Origin of the sequence: Acinetobacter johnsonii (assembly GCF_048551975.1) — a bacterium.
GTDB classification, from domain to species: domain Bacteria; phylum Pseudomonadota; class Gammaproteobacteria; order Pseudomonadales; family Moraxellaceae; genus Acinetobacter; species Acinetobacter johnsonii_A.
On sequence record NZ_JBIMCF010000023.1, the window covers coordinates 11,716 to 27,801 of the forward strand.

Below are 16,086 nucleotides of genomic sequence, written 5' to 3' on the forward strand. Positions count from 1 at the left end.
TTTTAACAACGCTTAATTTTGATGAACGCTCACCAGTCCAGCAGCTTCGGCCGCTAGTTCACGCGCTTGGTCGGTTGTTTCAGCCCGCGCTGTCGCAACGCCCATACGGCGACGTGTAAAGCCTTCTGGTTTTCCAAAAATGCGTAAATCAGTATTTGGGTTTGCCAAAGCAAGATTTAAGCCAGAAAAAGATAAGTTATTTGCATCCACACCTGCATAGATCACAGCACTCGCTGCAATGCTGTGACGTGCTGTATTGACAGGTAATCCCAAAATCGCACGTGCATGTAATTCAAATTCACTTTGGAACTGAGAGGCAAGCGTCACAAGACCTGTGTCATGTGGGCGTGGTGATACTTCACTAAACCACACTTTATCGCCTTTGACAAAGAGTTCTACACCGAAAATACCACAGCCACCCAATGCGATAGTGACTTTATTGGCAATACGTTTTGCTTCGTCAAGTGCGGCTGGTGTCATGGCTTGAGGCTGCCAGCTTTCCACATAGTCGCCCGAGTCTTGGCGGTGACCAATTGGGTCACAGTACGACGTTTCAATTTCACCTGTTTCAGGGTTTTTAGAGCGAACTGTTAATAGCGTAATTTCAAAATCAAAATCAATTTGCGATTCTACAATCACAGTCCCTTGGTTTACACGACCACCTGTTTGCGCATATTCCCATGCAGCATCTACTTCTGCGAACTCTTTTACGCGGGATTGGCCTTTACCAGAAGAGGACATGACTGGTTTAACAAAGTTTGGATAACCAATGTCATCACATGCAGCCCGGAAAGATTCTAAAGTATCTGCAAAACGGTAAGCCGATGTCGGTAAGCCCAGTTCTTCCGCAGCTAAACGACGGATGCCTTCACGGTTCATGGTTAAATTGACCGCTTTTGCAGAGGGGATGACTGTGGCAATATTTTCTTGTTCGATTTCAACCAATACTTGCGTTGCAATAGCTTCAATTTCGGGAACAATTAGATTTGGCTTAACGTCCTGAATGAGTTGTTTAAGCGCAGTCGCATCTGCCATATTTAAGGTATAGGCATGGTGTGCCACTTGCATTGCAGGAGCATGATCGTAACGGTCAGCAGCATGAACTTCTACACCTAAACGTTGTAAAGAAATCACAACTTCTTTCCCAAGCTCTCCAGAACCTAATAGCAGAACTTTAAATGCTGAAGGCTGAAGTGGAGTACCAATAGTAACGCTCATGTAAATCATCCATGCTTGATTTTATGGGCTTTTAGCATAGCAGAACTCTGAAAGGTGTTCAGGGTTCATTCACATAAATTAATGATATTGTCCAACAATTTTTTTTATAAAGCGGTGTATTCCAAAGTCAAAATTTTCATGCAAAAAGGATGCTCAATAAATTTTTCCAATCAAGCTGGAAATGACTTACACAGCTGAGCGCTTCAAGTTTTGATGGATGCAAGATATGGGTTAAAAAGGCATAGGAAGATAGGTGTAAACCAAGCCGTAGCTCAGCGCTGCGGTGAGTGTGGCAGGGACGATTTGCTTAAACTTGAAATAAAGTCCAGCTAATACGATGAAGCCGACTAACATGGCAAAACTTTTATTGGGTGTATCTAACAGTGGTGGCAAAGTCGCAACCACGAGCATTGAACTGATCGCCGCAATACCAATCGAGCCTAATGCAATTTTTAACCATAAGGCACCGCGCTTTTGTGAACCTTGCTGGAATTTTTGAATGACGAAGAATGGGCCAAAGCGTGAGGCAAAATTTGCAATACCCACTAAAATGCCGACCAAAATAATTTCGATATTCATGCTTGATCTCCCATATGTTCAGGGTCTGGTTTTTTCAGTACATAGTGCTTAAACAAACCTGCAAAAATACCAGAGCTTATACCAATAAAAATCGCAGCAGATAAGTCAATAAAATAGCAGGCAATGGCAGATACAAGAATGGTCACAGCCACTACAAAAGTGTGTTTCTTTTCAAAAGCTGCCAATAAAAAACTTAAGAACAGTGCAGGTAATAAAAAGTCTAGGGCGGCTTGTAAAAACTGGGGTAAATGACTGACTTGGTCTGCAAACATTCCCCCTAGAAAAGAACCAGTAGCCCATGCGAGCCAACTAAACAGGCTTAAACCGAGCATCCAAGACTCAGACCACTCTTGGCGACGTTGCGATAATTTAATCATGCCTGATGCAAAGACTTCGTCGGTTAGCCCCCATGACCAAATAGCAGTTTTCTTTAGGTTCAGTTTATCTTGAATTAAGTTTTGTAGCGCAGGGCCATAGAGTAAGTGACGAATATCTAGGGTAATTACAGTGAGGGCAGTCATCCAAATAGACGTGCCACTACCCAATAGGGCAACCACTAAAAACTGACTGGCTCCTGCATACATTGAGCAGGATAAAAATAAAGCCTCCCATGCACTAAAGCCAAACTGGGTTGCAGATACACCAAAAGCAAAAGAAACAGGCAGATAGGTAAAGATAATCGCTTGGCTATCCTTAGCCCCTTGCCAAAAACCAGCAGCTTGTACAGGAGTGGGATTAAGTTCGGACACAACACACCTTGAAGAAGACTTTATCAATGGGTCAAAATTGATTGTGTATTGTAACTGAATTCACTAGCATAGTGCCCAATTGTTTGTTGAGGCGTTTAACCATGTTGAAGCTCGAATTACGTACTTTAGGGCTGACTGCAATCATTGTAAGCAGTTTACTTTTGCAAGCTTGTGGGCAGTCAGAGCAAGCTCCTGAACAAAAAGTAGAAATTAAGGCTGCGCCAAAAATTACCAATGACGCGACGGAATATGCCCAGCGTGCTTGGGTGTTTATCAATGAAGTAGATGGCTTGATCTATAACAAGCAACTGGATCAGATAGAAGCTAAAGTTCGTCATCCTGCACGTAAACTCAGTACGGACTGGCGTATTAATGTCAAAATGACAGACTCAGTGACCGAAGGGAAATACGCACTGTGTCGTAAGGCCGTGACCAGTTTAGAAGTATGGGCACGTGAGACCTTAGACGGTTCGTCAAGTGTTGCACAGAAACAGAGCGATTATGAACGTGATAAAGCACAATGTCGGGGCGCAATTGATAACCCAAGTTTAGGCAATACAGACCCTAAAAAAGTAGGCGTCTAAGACCGATGTAGCATGCCCAAAAGCGAGTTTTTAAAACTCGTTTTTTTATGGTTGTAGCTTTAATGAATAACATAATAAAAATATTCCTATGCACTAAAATATAAAAATTGAGTCAAATTTTAAGGGTTCATTTAAAAAAATTAGCTGCTACAACGTTTACTTAATTATTGGTCAAATGCTGCCACAGCAGTCCAAAGTCGTTGAGACAAATAGCCAGGACGTTACGCCGTGTAGCAATATTTTTATACATTATTTCTATGTGAGCTGCGCTCTTAAGGAGCAAGCTTGATTGTCTATTCTGAGCTATGTGCAATTGTATGCAGCTTTGCAGGATCTAAAATCTTAATCTTTTTAAAAGCAATTGCCAGTATTCCTTGTTTTTCTAAGTTTTGAAGTTCTTGGTTGATGGTTTGGCGCGAACACATCAGCATTTGAGCCAGTTGCTCCTGTGATAAATGGATTTCATCATTGGTAATCGACAGATGGTTGCCATAACCGCTTAAAATAAACAGTAATCGTTGACCCAGTCGTTGACTGATATTTTGACTTTGGATTGCGATTAGTTCTAAAAAAGCGAGGCGTAACTTCTGCGAAGCAAGTTGAGCAATATGAAACCAAAATTCTGGGGTGGCTTGGATAAAATCCTCAACATCACGTTTAGGTAGATGGAGTAGGGTGCTTTTTTGAATAGCAATCGCATCGTGCGAACGCGGTTGCTGATCTATTAAAGAAATTTCTCCAAACCACATAATCGGTTCTGCGATTGCTGCAACGGCTTCTTTACCTTCAATGTCGACATGACCTAAGCGAATTGCACCATTCAAGACTGCATAGATGCCATCAAATAAATCTCCAGAGTGAAAAACAGCTTGGTCTTTTGCAACCTCACTATATTTGGCATGTTGCACAATATATTGTTGATAGGCGTGTGGTAGTTTGGCGAACCAATTGTTATTGAGTAATTGTTGTTGATGTTGAACTTCCAGCATTCCGCGTCCTTTCGTGATTGATCGAGCAACTTGTCAGGTCGACGACAACCTGATGTGCTGTTTTCCTTTAAAGTTATTCTATATCGTGATCAATATCATGCAATAAGGAAATACAGTATGAGTAAATTAGAAAAATTATTAAGTCAGTATGCAGCTTATCATCTTGATCATAAAAATATCGTGACCCACTTTGTGGGTATTCCGCTGATTGTGTTTTCAATTATGTGCTTAACCGCAAGAGCTGGCATAACTATTGGCAGTTTTGAAATTACTTTGGCGACGGTTTTGATCTTAGCGAGTATTGTTTACTACCTGAGCTTAGATCGAATTTTTGGTGTGATCATGCTAGTGATCTATGCCATTGCTTATCCATTGGCTTATAAAATTGCACAGTTTGATTTGGGTCTTTGGTTAGGTCTCAGTATTGGTGTTTTTGTCGTCGGCTGGGCGTTCCAGTTTGTCGGGCATTTCTATGAGAAGAAAAAACCGGCCTTTATAGATGATGTAATTGGCCTAGCTATTGGACCATTATTTGTTTTGGCGGAAATGGTGTTTATGCTTGGCTTTAGAAAAGACATTGAACAACGCATGTTAGATGAAGCGCGTAAACAGCGTGCTGCAATGGATAATAAGCATGTCTCTGTGACATCACATTAACTGAATTATTTTATCGATAAAAAAGCCAGTGAATTTCACTGGCTTTTTTTATGCTGTTTTAAGATGTTTTCGCGACTTTATGCATATCTGGTTGAGCTTTGGGTGTATTCAGGTTTGGAGCATGAGCATCTTTATGGGACTTATTAGTCATATCATTGGCTTTCATTGAATCATGTTTCACCATTTTATCTTGCTTCATGGTTGGATCATGTTTTGTCATTTTTTCTTGTTTCATTGCCTGATCATGTTTCGTCACGCTCATGATTGCGACGCACTTACCACCTTTATGATTTGTACCTGTACCACCCGACAGTGTTGTTCCTTGTGGGCATGCAAATGCTGTAGCGCTAAGCGTTGTGAATAAACCTGCTGCAATAAATATGCTGATCTTTTTCATTTTCGTTTGTTCAATGAAGGCATTAGTGCCTGTGATTAAATTAGCGATAATACGAAAGAATAGAAGTGATAATATTGTGTGAGATCCAAGCGGATCAGGTGTTCATATGTTATTTAATGCTGTTTTTAAGCTTGGTTTAAGCTTATAAAAAACCCGATGGGTATCGGGTTTTTTATATTCTGAACAACTTATACATTAAAGCGGAAGTGTAGAACATCACCGTCTTGAACGATGTATGTTTTACCTTCTAAACGCCATTTACCTGCTTCTTTCGCGCCTGCTTCACCGTTGTATTGAACGAAGTCGTTATAAGCAACACATTCAGCACGGATAAAGCCTTTTTCGAAGTCAGTGTGGATTACACCCGCCGCTTGTGGTGCAGTTGCACCTACTTTAACGGTCCAAGCACGAACTTCTTGTACACCCGCCGTGAAGTAAGTCTGTAAACCTAAAAGCCCGTAGCCAGCGCGGATAACCACGTTTAGACCCGGTTCTTCCATACCTAAAGCTTCAAGGAACTCAGCACGGTCTTCATCTTCAAGCAGTGAAATCTCGGCTTCGATTTGGTTGCAAAGCGGAACGACGATTGCATTTTCTTCAGCTGCAAGTTTTTTTACAGCATCTAAATGCGGGTTGTTTTCAAAACCATCTTCTGCAACGTTCGCAATATACATGGTTGGTTTTAAAGTCATTAAACCAAAACCACGAACCAGTTTACGTTCGTCGTCGTCTAGGTCAGCTGCGCGAGCAGGTTTGCCTTCATCAAGTAAAGGCAAAATTTTGTCTAAAACTGCTTTGGTTGCAAGCGCTTCTTTGTCGCCACCTTTTGCAGATTTTGCTAAACGAGTCACTGCTTTTGTCACAGTTTCTAAGTCAGCAAGTGCAAGTTCCGTGTTGATGGTTGCAATGTCATCAAGCGGGTCAATTTTACCGTTAACGTGAATAACGTTTTCATCTTCAAAACAACGTACAACGTGAGCAATTGCATCCGTTTCACGGATGTTTGCAAGGAATTGGTTCCCCAAGCCTTCACCTTTAGATGCACCCGCAACTAAACCTGCGATGTCTACAAATTCCATCGTCGTTGGAATGACACGTTGAGGTTTTACAATTGCTGTTAATTTGTCTAAACGTGGATCTGGTACAGGAACGATGCCTGTGTTTGGTTCAATGGTACAGAATGGGAAGTTTTCAGCAGCAATAGCAGCTTTAGTCAATGCATTGAAAAGTGTAGATTTACCAACGTTCGGCAAGCCGACAATACCGCAATTAAAACCCATGAAATAACTCACAACGTGTTATATAAAAATTGCCAGTGATTTTACATGAAAGCCATGACAAAGTCAGGTGTCAGGGGAGAAGAATCAAAGTTGTAAATCATGTTGTGGGAAGAACTTCCTCATTTAAGCCCTATGTACGAGCCTTTTAAGCCTTTTCTTTTAATAAAGAAACCAGATTTAAGAGGTCAGTTGCATGTAGATCATTGTCTATACACTGGCTTGAGTCTTTCATGAAAATTGCGTGAACTTCATATTGAAATACCCTCCTCAGAAAAAGGAGGTGGCTAGAAAATGTGAGTAGACAGTATAGTGCTCTACTTGATGTGGAAGATGGGATTAAACTTTCCTCTTATCCAGTTGATTTGCCAGATTGTCTCCAATTGCTTGCACACACATAACCAAAATTACAAGCACGACAATCACGGCCAACATGATCTGCATATCAAAACGCTGATAACCATAACGATAGGCGATATCACCTAAACCACCTGCACCAATGGCGCCTGCAATGGCAGAGGAGTTAATCATGGTCACAATGGTCACTGTAAAACCCGCGACAATTCCTGGTAGCGCCTCAGGTAACAACACATGCCAAATGATTTGAGTACGGTTACAGCCGATCGCTTGTGCAGCCTCAATCAACCCTTGATCCACTTCGCGTAAACTGACTTCTGCAATTCGTGCAAAAAAGGGGGTTGCTGCTAAGGTTAAAGGGACAACGGCTGCCCAAACACCATAACTGGTGCCTACAATCCAACGTGTGAGTGGAATGAGGGCGACCATCAAAATCAAGAAGGGAACAGAACGGGTGATATTCACCAACCAGCCTAAACTATGGTTAATACTTTTAGACGGATAAATGCCATGCTCAGAGGTGCTGACGAGAACCACTGCGATTGGCAGACCAATGAGTAAGGCAAAAAATGCGGATGCACCGACCATGATTAAGGTGTCGATAGTACCTGTCAGTAATAAATCAATGAGTTGGTCGTGCATAGCCAAGTACCTCTACATGTGTCACATGCGCTTTTAGTTTTTGTAGTAGTGATTGAATTTCTAAGCCCTGTGTGGGAACAGCAATAACGAATGTTCCAATTAAATGGTTTTGGATGGTGTCGACCTGACTTTGATACAAATGTACAGTTTGTGGAAAGTGCTCCAAAATCTGTTTTAAGTCAGGTGGATGATGCGCATCTGAAGTCGAGCGAATTTTGAAAATGGCATGTGTATCGAGCTGCGTGGGTCCCGCATTTAAGCGAAAAGGCAAATCGAGTTGTTCTAGATTCAGCAGTTCTTGGGTAATGCCTTGCTGCGGTTGAGAGAACACAGACCAAACTTCACCTGATTCCACAATTTCACCGCCATCAATGACCACGACCTGATCGCAGATTTCCCGAATCACCTGCATTTCATGGGTAATCAATACAATGGTGATACCCAACTTCTGATTGATCTCTTTGAGTAGCGACAACACTACAGAGGTGCTTTCTGGATCAAGTGCAGATGTTGCTTCATCACAGAGTAAAATTTTAGGATGGTGGACCAATGCACGGGCAATGCCGACACGCTGTTTTTGACCGCCAGACAGTTGTGATGGGTAATGCTGAACCTTATCGCTCAGCCCAACCAACTGTAAAACTTCATTGACTCGTTGTTCGATGTCTTGTTTGGGATAATTGGCAACGATGAGGGGCAGTGCGACATTTTCATAGACTGTTTTGGCAGACATTAAATTAAAATGTTAGAAAATCATGCCAATGCGTTGGCGGAGCTGAATTAATTCAGCATGACTCAATGTTGCCAAGTCTTGCTGATGGATATGGATATGACCTTCACTAATACGTTCTAAACCATTTAAGGTGCGGAGCAGGGAAGATTTACCCGCGCCACTTTTGCCAATAATGCCAAACACTTTCCCTGTCGGGATGTCGAGGTCAATATTTTTGAGTGCATGTACACTATGCCCTTGAACTGCATAGTGTTTGTTTAAATTACGAATTTTGATATGTGGAATGGAAAAATCCACATGAGAACCAAAGCTGACCATTCTTTTTCTCCTTATTTCCAGCCTTCAAACCACAGACCTTGGCCAAAATCACGGTCTAAAATTTCTTGAACATGTTTTGAGTTTTGGAATGCTTGCACAAAAGTCGCAAGTTTTTGGTTTTGGTCTGGATAGTCTTTACGTGTCACAAATAAAATGGCGTATTTCTTGTCTATCGGATCAAGAAAAAGGGTATGATGCGGATCTGTGACCTTAGCCATTTTTAAATAATGCGGGAAGCCAAAAATTAAATCGGCATCATTAAATGCATGGGCAGTTTGTGGGCCTTCTACTTCAATAAACTGAAGTTGTTTAGGATTGCTCACAATATCTTTTACGGTACACAATTCATTGTTGATATCTTTGAACTGAATCAAACCCGCACGATGCAGTAAAATCAGTGCACGCGCCGAATTCACAGGATCATTGGGAATAACCACACGTGCTTGAGCTGCTAGTGCATCTAAGGACTTATATTTTTTTGAATACAGTCCGACATGACTTCCTGTTCCTGTGGCGAATGCATGCAGGTCATAATTTGTTTCGCGAATTGCATTGCTCAGAAAGACACTTTGCTGAAAAAAGTTGGCATCAATGTCACCATTTTGCACAGCAATATTTGGCGCATGCCAGTCCGAGAATTCAACCAGTTTGACCTGAATGCCTTGCTTTTTTACATCGTCTGCTACGCTTTGTAGTAATTCGGCATAAGGTGGGCTAATACCAATCGTTAAGACATCATCTTGTGCATGGCTTTTGCTATAGCGGTAACCCGCTAGAGCCAAAATTGCCACGATGACGCTTAAGCCAATCAGCCATTTTTTTCGATTTTGAGTGAAGGATTGCGCATGGCTTATACTCACTTCCAACCAGGGAACCAAAGTTTTTCACCAATTTCACTATTCAAAGTCTGTTTAACTTTGTCAGACGTTTGATAAATCTTGATGAACTTTTCAAGCTGTGCTGCTTTCTCTGGATGTTTCTGTTGGTAGTCGTCACGCACCACAAATAAAATCGAATACAGGGTGTTGGTGTTGTCATCTAAGATCAGCGCATCATTTGGGTCGATGGTTTTTGCAAGACGTAAATAATGTGGATAGCTAAAAACCAAGTCAGCATCATCAACGGCACGCGCAGTTTGTGGACCTTCAACTTCAATAAACTGGAGCTTTTTAGGGTTGTTGACAATATCTTGTAGGTTGGATAGGTGATTGTTCGGATCTTTTAAGCTAATCAATTTGGCCTGTTGTAACAGTAAAAGCGCACGACCTTGATTTACTGGATCATTTGGAATAACTGTACGTGCATTTTCAGGAATCGCGGCAATCGAGTCATATTTTTTTGAATATAAACCGACGTGTGTGATGACGCCTTTATCCAGTGCTTTGAGTTTAAATTGGGTTTCTTTAATGGCGTTATCTAAGAAGGGCTGATGCTGAAAATAGTTGGCATCAATATCACCATGGTTGAGCGTGATATTGGGGGTATTCCAATCCGAAAACTCGACCAGTTTGACCTTGATACCTTGCTGTTTCGCTTCTTCCACAGCCACGTTTAATGGATTGGCAAAGGGTGGGCTGATCCCAATCACCAGTTCAGTGTTACTCGATTTTTTATGATAAGACCAAGCCACTAGTGCGATGACGATAGCGGCGACAATTACCCCAATAATGGTAAATTTTGTTTTTACAGTTTGAGCCATGATATTTCTCGTATTTTAAAATTTATGCGGTTTGTTTTTGCTGTGTTTGAGTATGAGGGGCGAGCTTTGACAGCGATACTGCTGTACTGGGTGGTCTGCGGACAGTCGGTTACCTTGAGCGAATAATTTGTGGCGTAAACTACCTGTTTCATAGGCAGTTTTATAACGGCCACGCTCTTGTAATTCTGGGATGACCCAACGAATAAAGTCTTGATGTGACTCTGGGGCAACGGTTCGTGTAAGGTTAAAGCCATCTACGCCAGTTTCATCTATGAGCTGAATGAGTTTTTCTGCTACGGTTTTTCCACTCCCGATGATCAGTGGATAGCGTCCACCGAGTACATGTTGGGCTTTTAAATCAGCTCGGGTAACTTTTTGCTCTTTAAATTTGTTATTAACCGAGGCAATGCTATTGGTTTGTTTATAAGGAATCGCTTCATCATCTGTAAACTGTGCTAAATCAATTCCGACTGAACTGGAAAAATGTGCCAAACCTGCTTCTGGACTGGCATAGCGAATATAGTCGGCGAGTTTTTCTTGTGCGAGTTCATCCGTTTCTGCCGTCACTACACTAATGCCAACAAAGAGTTTAATGGCTTGTTCATCACGTCCATGTCTTAATGCAAGCACACGAATCTTATCGACTTGCTGTTTGAGTTTTTCAGGCGTGTCAGCACCAATAAACATGGCTTCAGCATGTTGAGTTGCAAAAGCTAAGCCTTTACTTGAAGCGCCCGCTTGATAAAGTACAGGCGTCCGCTGAATAGATGGGGAAACCTGAAAAATGCCCTGACTTTGGAAAAATTTGCCTTCATGCTGTATGGCATGAACTTTTGAAGGATCGGTAAAGACCCGGTTTAGTTTATCTTTTTGTACGGCATCGTCTTCCCAAGAACCTTCCCAAAATTTATAGCAAAGTTCGAGAAACTCTTCAGCTTGTTCATAACGCAAGTCGTGATCTTTTAAACCTTTTTGACCAATTAACCGTTCTGCGCTGTCTAAGTAACCCGTGACAATGTTCCAACCAATACGACCGTGGGTTAAATGGTCAAGGCTTGCAAAGCGCCGTGCAAACTGATAAGGCGACTCATAGCTCAAGTTCACAGTGACGCCAAACCCTAAGTGCTGTGTAACGGCAGCCATTGCTGAAACGAGTGTACTTGGGTCATGGCTTGGAAGTTGAATTGACTCTTTTAGGGTTAAATCCAGACCATTTTGATAAACATCGTAGACACCCGTAATGTCGGCGATAAACAAACCATCAAATAAACCTTGCTCTAAAGTTTGCGCCAAATCGGTCCAATAGCTGAGCTCATTAAAACGATGCGACTCATCACGTGGGTGTGTCCACAAACCATGATTGATATGACCTACGCTATTCATATCAAAGGCATTCAGGATGATTTGCTTCGGCTTGTTATTTTGAGATGATAGTGTCATTACAATGTCCCTCTACGTGGCGGAAGTACACCATTAAGAAGATAATTGGCAATGAAGTAATATTTCCAACGTGACGCGTCGTGTAGCGTGTGAACACGTGCATTACGCCAAAAGCGGTCTAAGCCATCTTCACGCTGACTACCACGACTGCCTGCCAGTTCAATCAATTTCGAAGCGGCTTTTAAAGCTGTTTCTGTGCTGTGTGCACGAACTTTCGCTACATCGAGAGATGCTTTGGCAATGTTATCAATGGTTGGATTAGGACGTGCTGCATCAATAGAGCGAGCTGCTTGTTTGAGTAAGACTTCACTGGCACGTACATCGGCAATTACTCGTCCCAGTTCAAACTGTGTTAGAGGATCATCGGTTGCCTGTTCAACAGCAGAGTCAATCCATGGGCGAGCCTGACGCACACGAACCAGTGTTTCCTCGAAAGAAGCACGCGCAATGCCTGTTTCAATGGCAGCATGCATAATTTGAGCAAAAGGCCCCACCAGAGTTGGTCTAGAAAAAGCGGTATCGAAAGGAACAATATCCTCAGCATCTACAGCGACATGATTGAATTTGACTGTACCGCTGCCTGTGGTACGTTGACCAAAACCCGACCAATCATCAATCAGTTTGAGTCCTGTACTACTACGCGGGATAAAGACCAGAAACTCTTTGTCATCGGCATCTTTGACTAAAGTGGGGATGCGGTCTGCAAACAGACTGCCTGTGCAATAAAACTTTTCACCATTGACCACATAGCCTTGTTCAGTTTGGCTGAGTGCAGTTTGTTTTTGTGTTGCATTTTTAGTTTTAAACTCTGCCAAGGCATTACCAAAGCGTGCACCTTTTAGCACTTCTGCATAGAGTTTACGCTTTTGTTGTTCAGTACCGTTGTTACGTAAAACCTCTAAGGCATAGAAATGGTTCTGGGGAATTTGTCCAATCGAACCATCCACACCACTCATTAGTGCAATAATTTGCGCGACCGTATAGCTGGAAACATTTGCGCCCCCGAATTCCTTCGGTACAGTAATCGCCCAGAGCCCAGATTGACTATATGCTTCGATTTCCTCAAAAGGCAAAAGACGTTCCGCATCACGTTGGATAGCCTGTTGTTTAAACTGCTCAGCTAAATTTTTGGCAATCTCTAAGGCTTCAGCATCGCTTTGAATAATATGTGCATACGCCGTGTCTTGGGATTGAAGAGGAACAATGGGTTGAAATGAAGTCATGACGTTCTCCTTAAATCCAAGCGTGGCGAGCAGGGAAAGTGTTATTTAAATAGTAGTTACCCAGTGCATGCAGCTTCCAGCGGATCGGGTCGTGTAAGGTATGCACACGTGCATTGCGCCAATGTTGATCTAAATTATGTTGGCTTAGGCTCGAACGACTGCCGCCAAGCTCTAGGAGTTTTTCAGAAATTTGTAGTGCAGCATCATTGGCATAGACCTTCGCCTCGGCGACTAAGATAGAGGCTTTAGCTGCTTGTTCGGTACTGACGACGCTCAGTTGGTCGAGCTCATCTAAATATTCAGCAGCTTCATCGAGCAGTAGGATAGCGGCATCCAGCAGCACTGCAGATTTGCCGACTTCTTGTAAGGTGTAATGTTCAAAACAGGCTTTCTCAACTTGCGCATCGACAATTGGTCGGGCTTTTTTAACTGCTGACAAAGTATCTTCAAATGCGGCTTCTGCTATGCCGACATCAATCGCAACTTGCATTAACTGTGAGAAAGCACCGCGATAATTGACGTCTTCAGCCAATTTCCGCTCATCAAAGATAAGGAGTGGATCGACTTCAACCCGTTGTAATTTTACTGTGCCACTTGAGGTTGTACGCTGACCAAAACCGTTCCAGTTATCGATGACTTCAACACCTTGTGCTGTGGCATCAACAAGCGTCAGTACCACATATTCTTCAGGGTGAATGGCTTTAATGGCTAACCAATGGGCAAAGCTACTGCCTGTAGAGTAGAACTTTTCACCATCGACATAATAACGACCATTTTCAATGTTTAATGTTGTACTCAGAGTTTTAGTGTCTTTGGTATTTCGTTCAGGGCCGCCATTGGCAAGGCGTTTGCCGTTTAATATTTCATTAAAAATAAACTGTTTTTGTTGTTCGTTGCCCAAGATATCAATCATGTTGAGCAGCGCAATTTGGTTTTGTGGAATTTGACCGACACTTGAGTCGGCTTTATTAATAATGCGAAAAACCTGGGCTAAGGTTTTGTTGGAAACAAATGCGCCTCCAAAAGCTTGAGGAATACGAATACCGCCTAATCCTTTTTGGGTAAATAATTCGACTTCAGCAAAAGGAAGCTGACGGTTCTGATCACGTTGATCCCGACCTTCTAAGGCAAAGTCAGCGACATGATAAGCTGCATTAATCGCATCCTGATCATTTTGTATCACGTGAATATTTTTAGAGAGTGTATGAGACATAAAAGCACCTTTACTTAATGCCTATACGCTACTTGGGATTGCTTGAATGATTAAATGAAGGATTTTGAATTACTTAGCAGCTAAAAAGTTAAAAATAAAATATGCTAAGTTTAATCATTTAGATGATATGTCAAGAAGTTGAAAAATAAGGAATAACTAATTTAAAGAAGGGATGAATAGTATGATTAAAGCCTTGGTTATCAAGATTTGAGATATTGTAGAGAAAAAAACGTATAAATTTGATAAAGGCTGTTGAATATTTTCTAGGCAGTTTTGAGTAAAAAGTACATTGTAAATCCTAAATACAGTGACTAAAGTATCCAACTGAAATAGATGGTTTTTCTGAAAAGCCAAAATAGAAAAATAAATGTGGAGCATTTATGAGAACTTTATACCAGTTTCCTTTATCTCATTTTTGTGAGAAAGCTCGCTGGTTGCTCGATCATAAAGAGCTAGATTTTGTCGCGCAAAATGTAGTGCCTGGGGTTCATCGGGCCTTTGCGCAGTTAAAGACAGGGCAGAATAAATTGCCTATTTTACGTGATCAAGACAAATGGGTCGCAGATACCACCGATATAGCATTATATCTGGATGAGCGTTATCCAGAACATCGATTGTTACGTAATGAGGCACAGCTTCGTAAAGAGGCTTTAGATGTTAATGCTCTAGCCAATGATTTAGGATTGCATGTGCGCCGTTGGGGGTTGGCACATGCATTGTCCGATAACGATCAATCGTTACAGATTATGTTGGGCGAAAAGGGATATTTACGTAAATTTGAGAAATACACCAAACCTTTAATGAAAACATTAATGTCGAAAGGCTATGAGTTGAATGCAGAGAAAATAGAGCATTCCAAAGCCGAAATGCAGCGTTTAATTGAAGTATTGAATGAGAAGTTAATTGCTAATCATGGACGTTACTTTGTCGGGGATCGTTTAGGTTTGGCGGATATTGCTGTATGTTCGATGTTAGCGCCTGTGCTGGAAATTAAGGGGACACCTTGGGAAAAAGACCATGAGGAAAGTCTATCTGAAGAATTTAGTGCTTATAAAACCTATTTAACCAATTTACCCTTAGGGCAGTATGTTTTAAGAGTCTATCAAACCGAGCGCAATGCTCGAGTCGACTGGCGCGGCGTTTAAGATAAGCTCAAGCCTAACAAGGCAAAGGTGGTGTGTGATACAGATACCTTTGCCTTTATTGTATTTTCAATATCATGATTTATAGAAGCTGAATAGAAAGTTTCTCAGTCTATTTATAACTTTGTAAAAGATCATGGCACTCTTTGTTTGAAAAAGCTGATATCTTTTTATCAATCTCAAAATATATGAAAAAAAATGCAAATAAGCTTTATCTTTCATTTGAAATGCTTAATATAAAATAAACACCTATAAACAAACATAAGTTGTGATGAGAGTTAAATAATGGAATTAGATCGTTTTGATAAGCAAATTTTAGAAATTTTAAGTAATGAAGATATCAATCTAAACGAATTATCAGAGCGTATTAATCTATCGGTCAGTTCAGTACATCGTCGTATTAAGCACCTCATTGATAACGACATTATGACCAAAGTTAAGCGTGACATTAACTATCAAAAGCTCGGTTTTAGTCTACATGTTTTGCTACAAGTATCTTTGAGCAAGCACGATACCGACACTTTTTCCAAGTTTTTAGAAGAGCTAGAAAATATTCCTGAAGTGACCAATGCCTTTTTAGTGACAGGGCAGTCAGCAGATTTTATTGTTGAAGTTGTGGCAAGAGATATGGAAAACTATAGTGATATTTTACTCAAACGCATTGGTAAAATCGAACATGTAGTGGCACTCCACTCAAGCTTTGTGATTAAAGAATATAACGTTTTTAACTGTAGTGGTTTGTTGAGCAAAGTCTAAGTCACGCTGAACTTGTATGAGTCTAATGAGTAGTAGGTTTCCTACTTTCAAAAGTTTGCATATTATCAGCCATAATTTTAGCCCTAGTACCTGAAGAACACATGAGCTGTGTA

At 41.4% G+C, this 16,086-nt stretch carries 16 protein-coding genes and 1 pseudogene; 4 read left to right on the top strand and 13 right to left on the bottom strand.

Translation table 11 applies throughout. The annotated features are described in order from the left end of the window. Positions 1–12 precede the first annotated feature (12 nt). The 3 genes from purT to ACG9ZB_RS13945 form a co-directional block, all read right to left on the bottom strand. Positions 13–1,227: a formate-dependent phosphoribosylglycinamide formyltransferase gene (purT, locus tag ACG9ZB_RS13935; protein ID WP_419326357.1), complete on the bottom strand. Its 1,215-nt coding sequence runs from the start codon at positions 1,225–1,227 to the stop codon at positions 13–15. A 222-nt stretch (positions 1,228–1,449) separates the two neighbouring features. Continuing rightward, positions 1,450–1,797 carry an L-valine transporter subunit YgaH gene (gene ygaH, locus ACG9ZB_RS13940; RefSeq protein ID WP_419326358.1) on the bottom strand — a complete coding sequence of 116 codons (348 nt, stop codon included), beginning with the start codon at positions 1,795–1,797 and terminating at the stop codon, positions 1,450–1,452. Next, positions 1,794–2,546, bottom strand: a complete 753-nt coding sequence (locus ACG9ZB_RS13945; protein WP_419326360.1) for an AzlC family ABC transporter permease — start codon at positions 2,544–2,546, stop codon at positions 1,794–1,796. Before ACG9ZB_RS13945 ends, ygaH begins: the two co-directional genes overlap by 4 nt. A gap of 101 nt (positions 2,547–2,647) precedes the next feature. Here ACG9ZB_RS13945 and ACG9ZB_RS13950 point away from each other — a divergent pair, with 101 nt between their 5' ends. Further along, a complete protein-coding gene (locus ACG9ZB_RS13950) occupies positions 2,648–3,130 on the top strand; it encodes a hypothetical protein (protein ID WP_419326362.1) in 483 nt (160 codons plus the stop codon). 293 nt (positions 3,131–3,423) lie between these two features. On the opposite strand, the gene ACG9ZB_RS13955 is transcribed toward ACG9ZB_RS13950, so the two are convergent. Then, a complete protein-coding gene (locus ACG9ZB_RS13955) occupies positions 3,424–4,119 on the bottom strand; it encodes a Crp/Fnr family transcriptional regulator (RefSeq protein WP_419326364.1) in 696 nt (231 codons plus the stop codon). Positions 4,120–4,236: 117 nt separating this feature from the next. Here ACG9ZB_RS13955 and ACG9ZB_RS13960 point away from each other — a divergent pair, with 117 nt between their 5' ends. After that, the gene (locus tag ACG9ZB_RS13960; RefSeq protein ID WP_419326365.1) at positions 4,237–4,776 is read left to right on the top strand and encodes a DUF962 domain-containing protein; all 540 of its coding nucleotides are present in this window, start codon (positions 4,237–4,239) and stop codon (positions 4,774–4,776) included. Between the two features lie 58 nt (positions 4,777–4,834). Here ACG9ZB_RS13960 and ACG9ZB_RS13965 read toward each other — a convergent pair whose 3' ends face one another. From ACG9ZB_RS13965 to ACG9ZB_RS14005, 9 genes and pseudogenes are all read right to left on the bottom strand, one after another. Further along, entirely contained in the window at positions 4,835–5,173 is a 339-nt protein-coding gene (locus tag ACG9ZB_RS13965; protein WP_419326367.1) for a hypothetical protein, read from the bottom strand. Between the two features lie 188 nt (positions 5,174–5,361). Continuing rightward, complete coding sequence (gene ychF, locus ACG9ZB_RS13970; RefSeq protein WP_004693442.1) at positions 5,362–6,453, bottom strand: redox-regulated ATPase YchF; 1,092 nt, start codon at positions 6,451–6,453, stop codon at positions 5,362–5,364. Positions 6,454–6,789: 336 nt separating this feature from the next. Continuing rightward, positions 6,790–7,449 carry a methionine ABC transporter permease gene (locus tag ACG9ZB_RS13975; RefSeq protein ID WP_419326368.1) on the bottom strand — a complete coding sequence of 220 codons (660 nt, stop codon included), beginning with the start codon at positions 7,447–7,449 and terminating at the stop codon, positions 6,790–6,792. After that, a pseudogene (locus ACG9ZB_RS13980) lies at positions 7,430–8,500 on the bottom strand (methionine ABC transporter ATP-binding protein). The gene ACG9ZB_RS13975 and the pseudogene ACG9ZB_RS13980 overlap by 20 nt, the downstream one beginning before the upstream one ends. Positions 8,501–8,511: 11 nt before the next feature. Beyond that, the gene (locus ACG9ZB_RS13985) at positions 8,512–9,354 is read right to left on the bottom strand and encodes a MetQ/NlpA family ABC transporter substrate-binding protein (protein ID WP_419326400.1); all 843 of its coding nucleotides are present in this window, start codon (positions 9,352–9,354) and stop codon (positions 8,512–8,514) included. 2 nt (positions 9,355–9,356) lie between these two features. Beyond that, positions 9,357–10,199, bottom strand: coding sequence for a MetQ/NlpA family ABC transporter substrate-binding protein (locus ACG9ZB_RS13990; RefSeq protein WP_419326370.1), 843 nt, complete (start codon positions 10,197–10,199; stop codon positions 9,357–9,359). 15 nt (positions 10,200–10,214) lie between these two features. Then, complete coding sequence (locus ACG9ZB_RS13995) at positions 10,215–11,639, bottom strand: LLM class flavin-dependent oxidoreductase (protein WP_419326372.1); 1,425 nt, start codon at positions 11,637–11,639, stop codon at positions 10,215–10,217. Further along, complete coding sequence (locus tag ACG9ZB_RS14000; protein ID WP_419326373.1) at positions 11,639–12,862, bottom strand: SfnB family sulfur acquisition oxidoreductase; 1,224 nt, start codon at positions 12,860–12,862, stop codon at positions 11,639–11,641. Before ACG9ZB_RS14000 ends, ACG9ZB_RS13995 begins: the two co-directional genes overlap by 1 nt. Positions 12,863–12,872: 10 nt before the next feature. Continuing rightward, the gene (locus tag ACG9ZB_RS14005; RefSeq protein WP_419326375.1) at positions 12,873–14,075 is read right to left on the bottom strand and encodes an SfnB family sulfur acquisition oxidoreductase; all 1,203 of its coding nucleotides are present in this window, start codon (positions 14,073–14,075) and stop codon (positions 12,873–12,875) included. Positions 14,076–14,455: 380 nt separating this feature from the next. Between ACG9ZB_RS14005 and ACG9ZB_RS14010 the strand changes: the two genes are divergently transcribed. Beyond that, positions 14,456–15,220: a glutathione S-transferase family protein gene (locus ACG9ZB_RS14010; RefSeq protein ID WP_279697206.1), complete on the top strand. Its 765-nt coding sequence runs from the start codon at positions 14,456–14,458 to the stop codon at positions 15,218–15,220. 282 nt (positions 15,221–15,502) lie between these two features. Beyond that, the gene (locus ACG9ZB_RS14015; protein WP_004693423.1) at positions 15,503–15,973 is read left to right on the top strand and encodes an Lrp/AsnC family transcriptional regulator; all 471 of its coding nucleotides are present in this window, start codon (positions 15,503–15,505) and stop codon (positions 15,971–15,973) included. Positions 15,974–16,086: the final 113 nt, after the last annotated feature.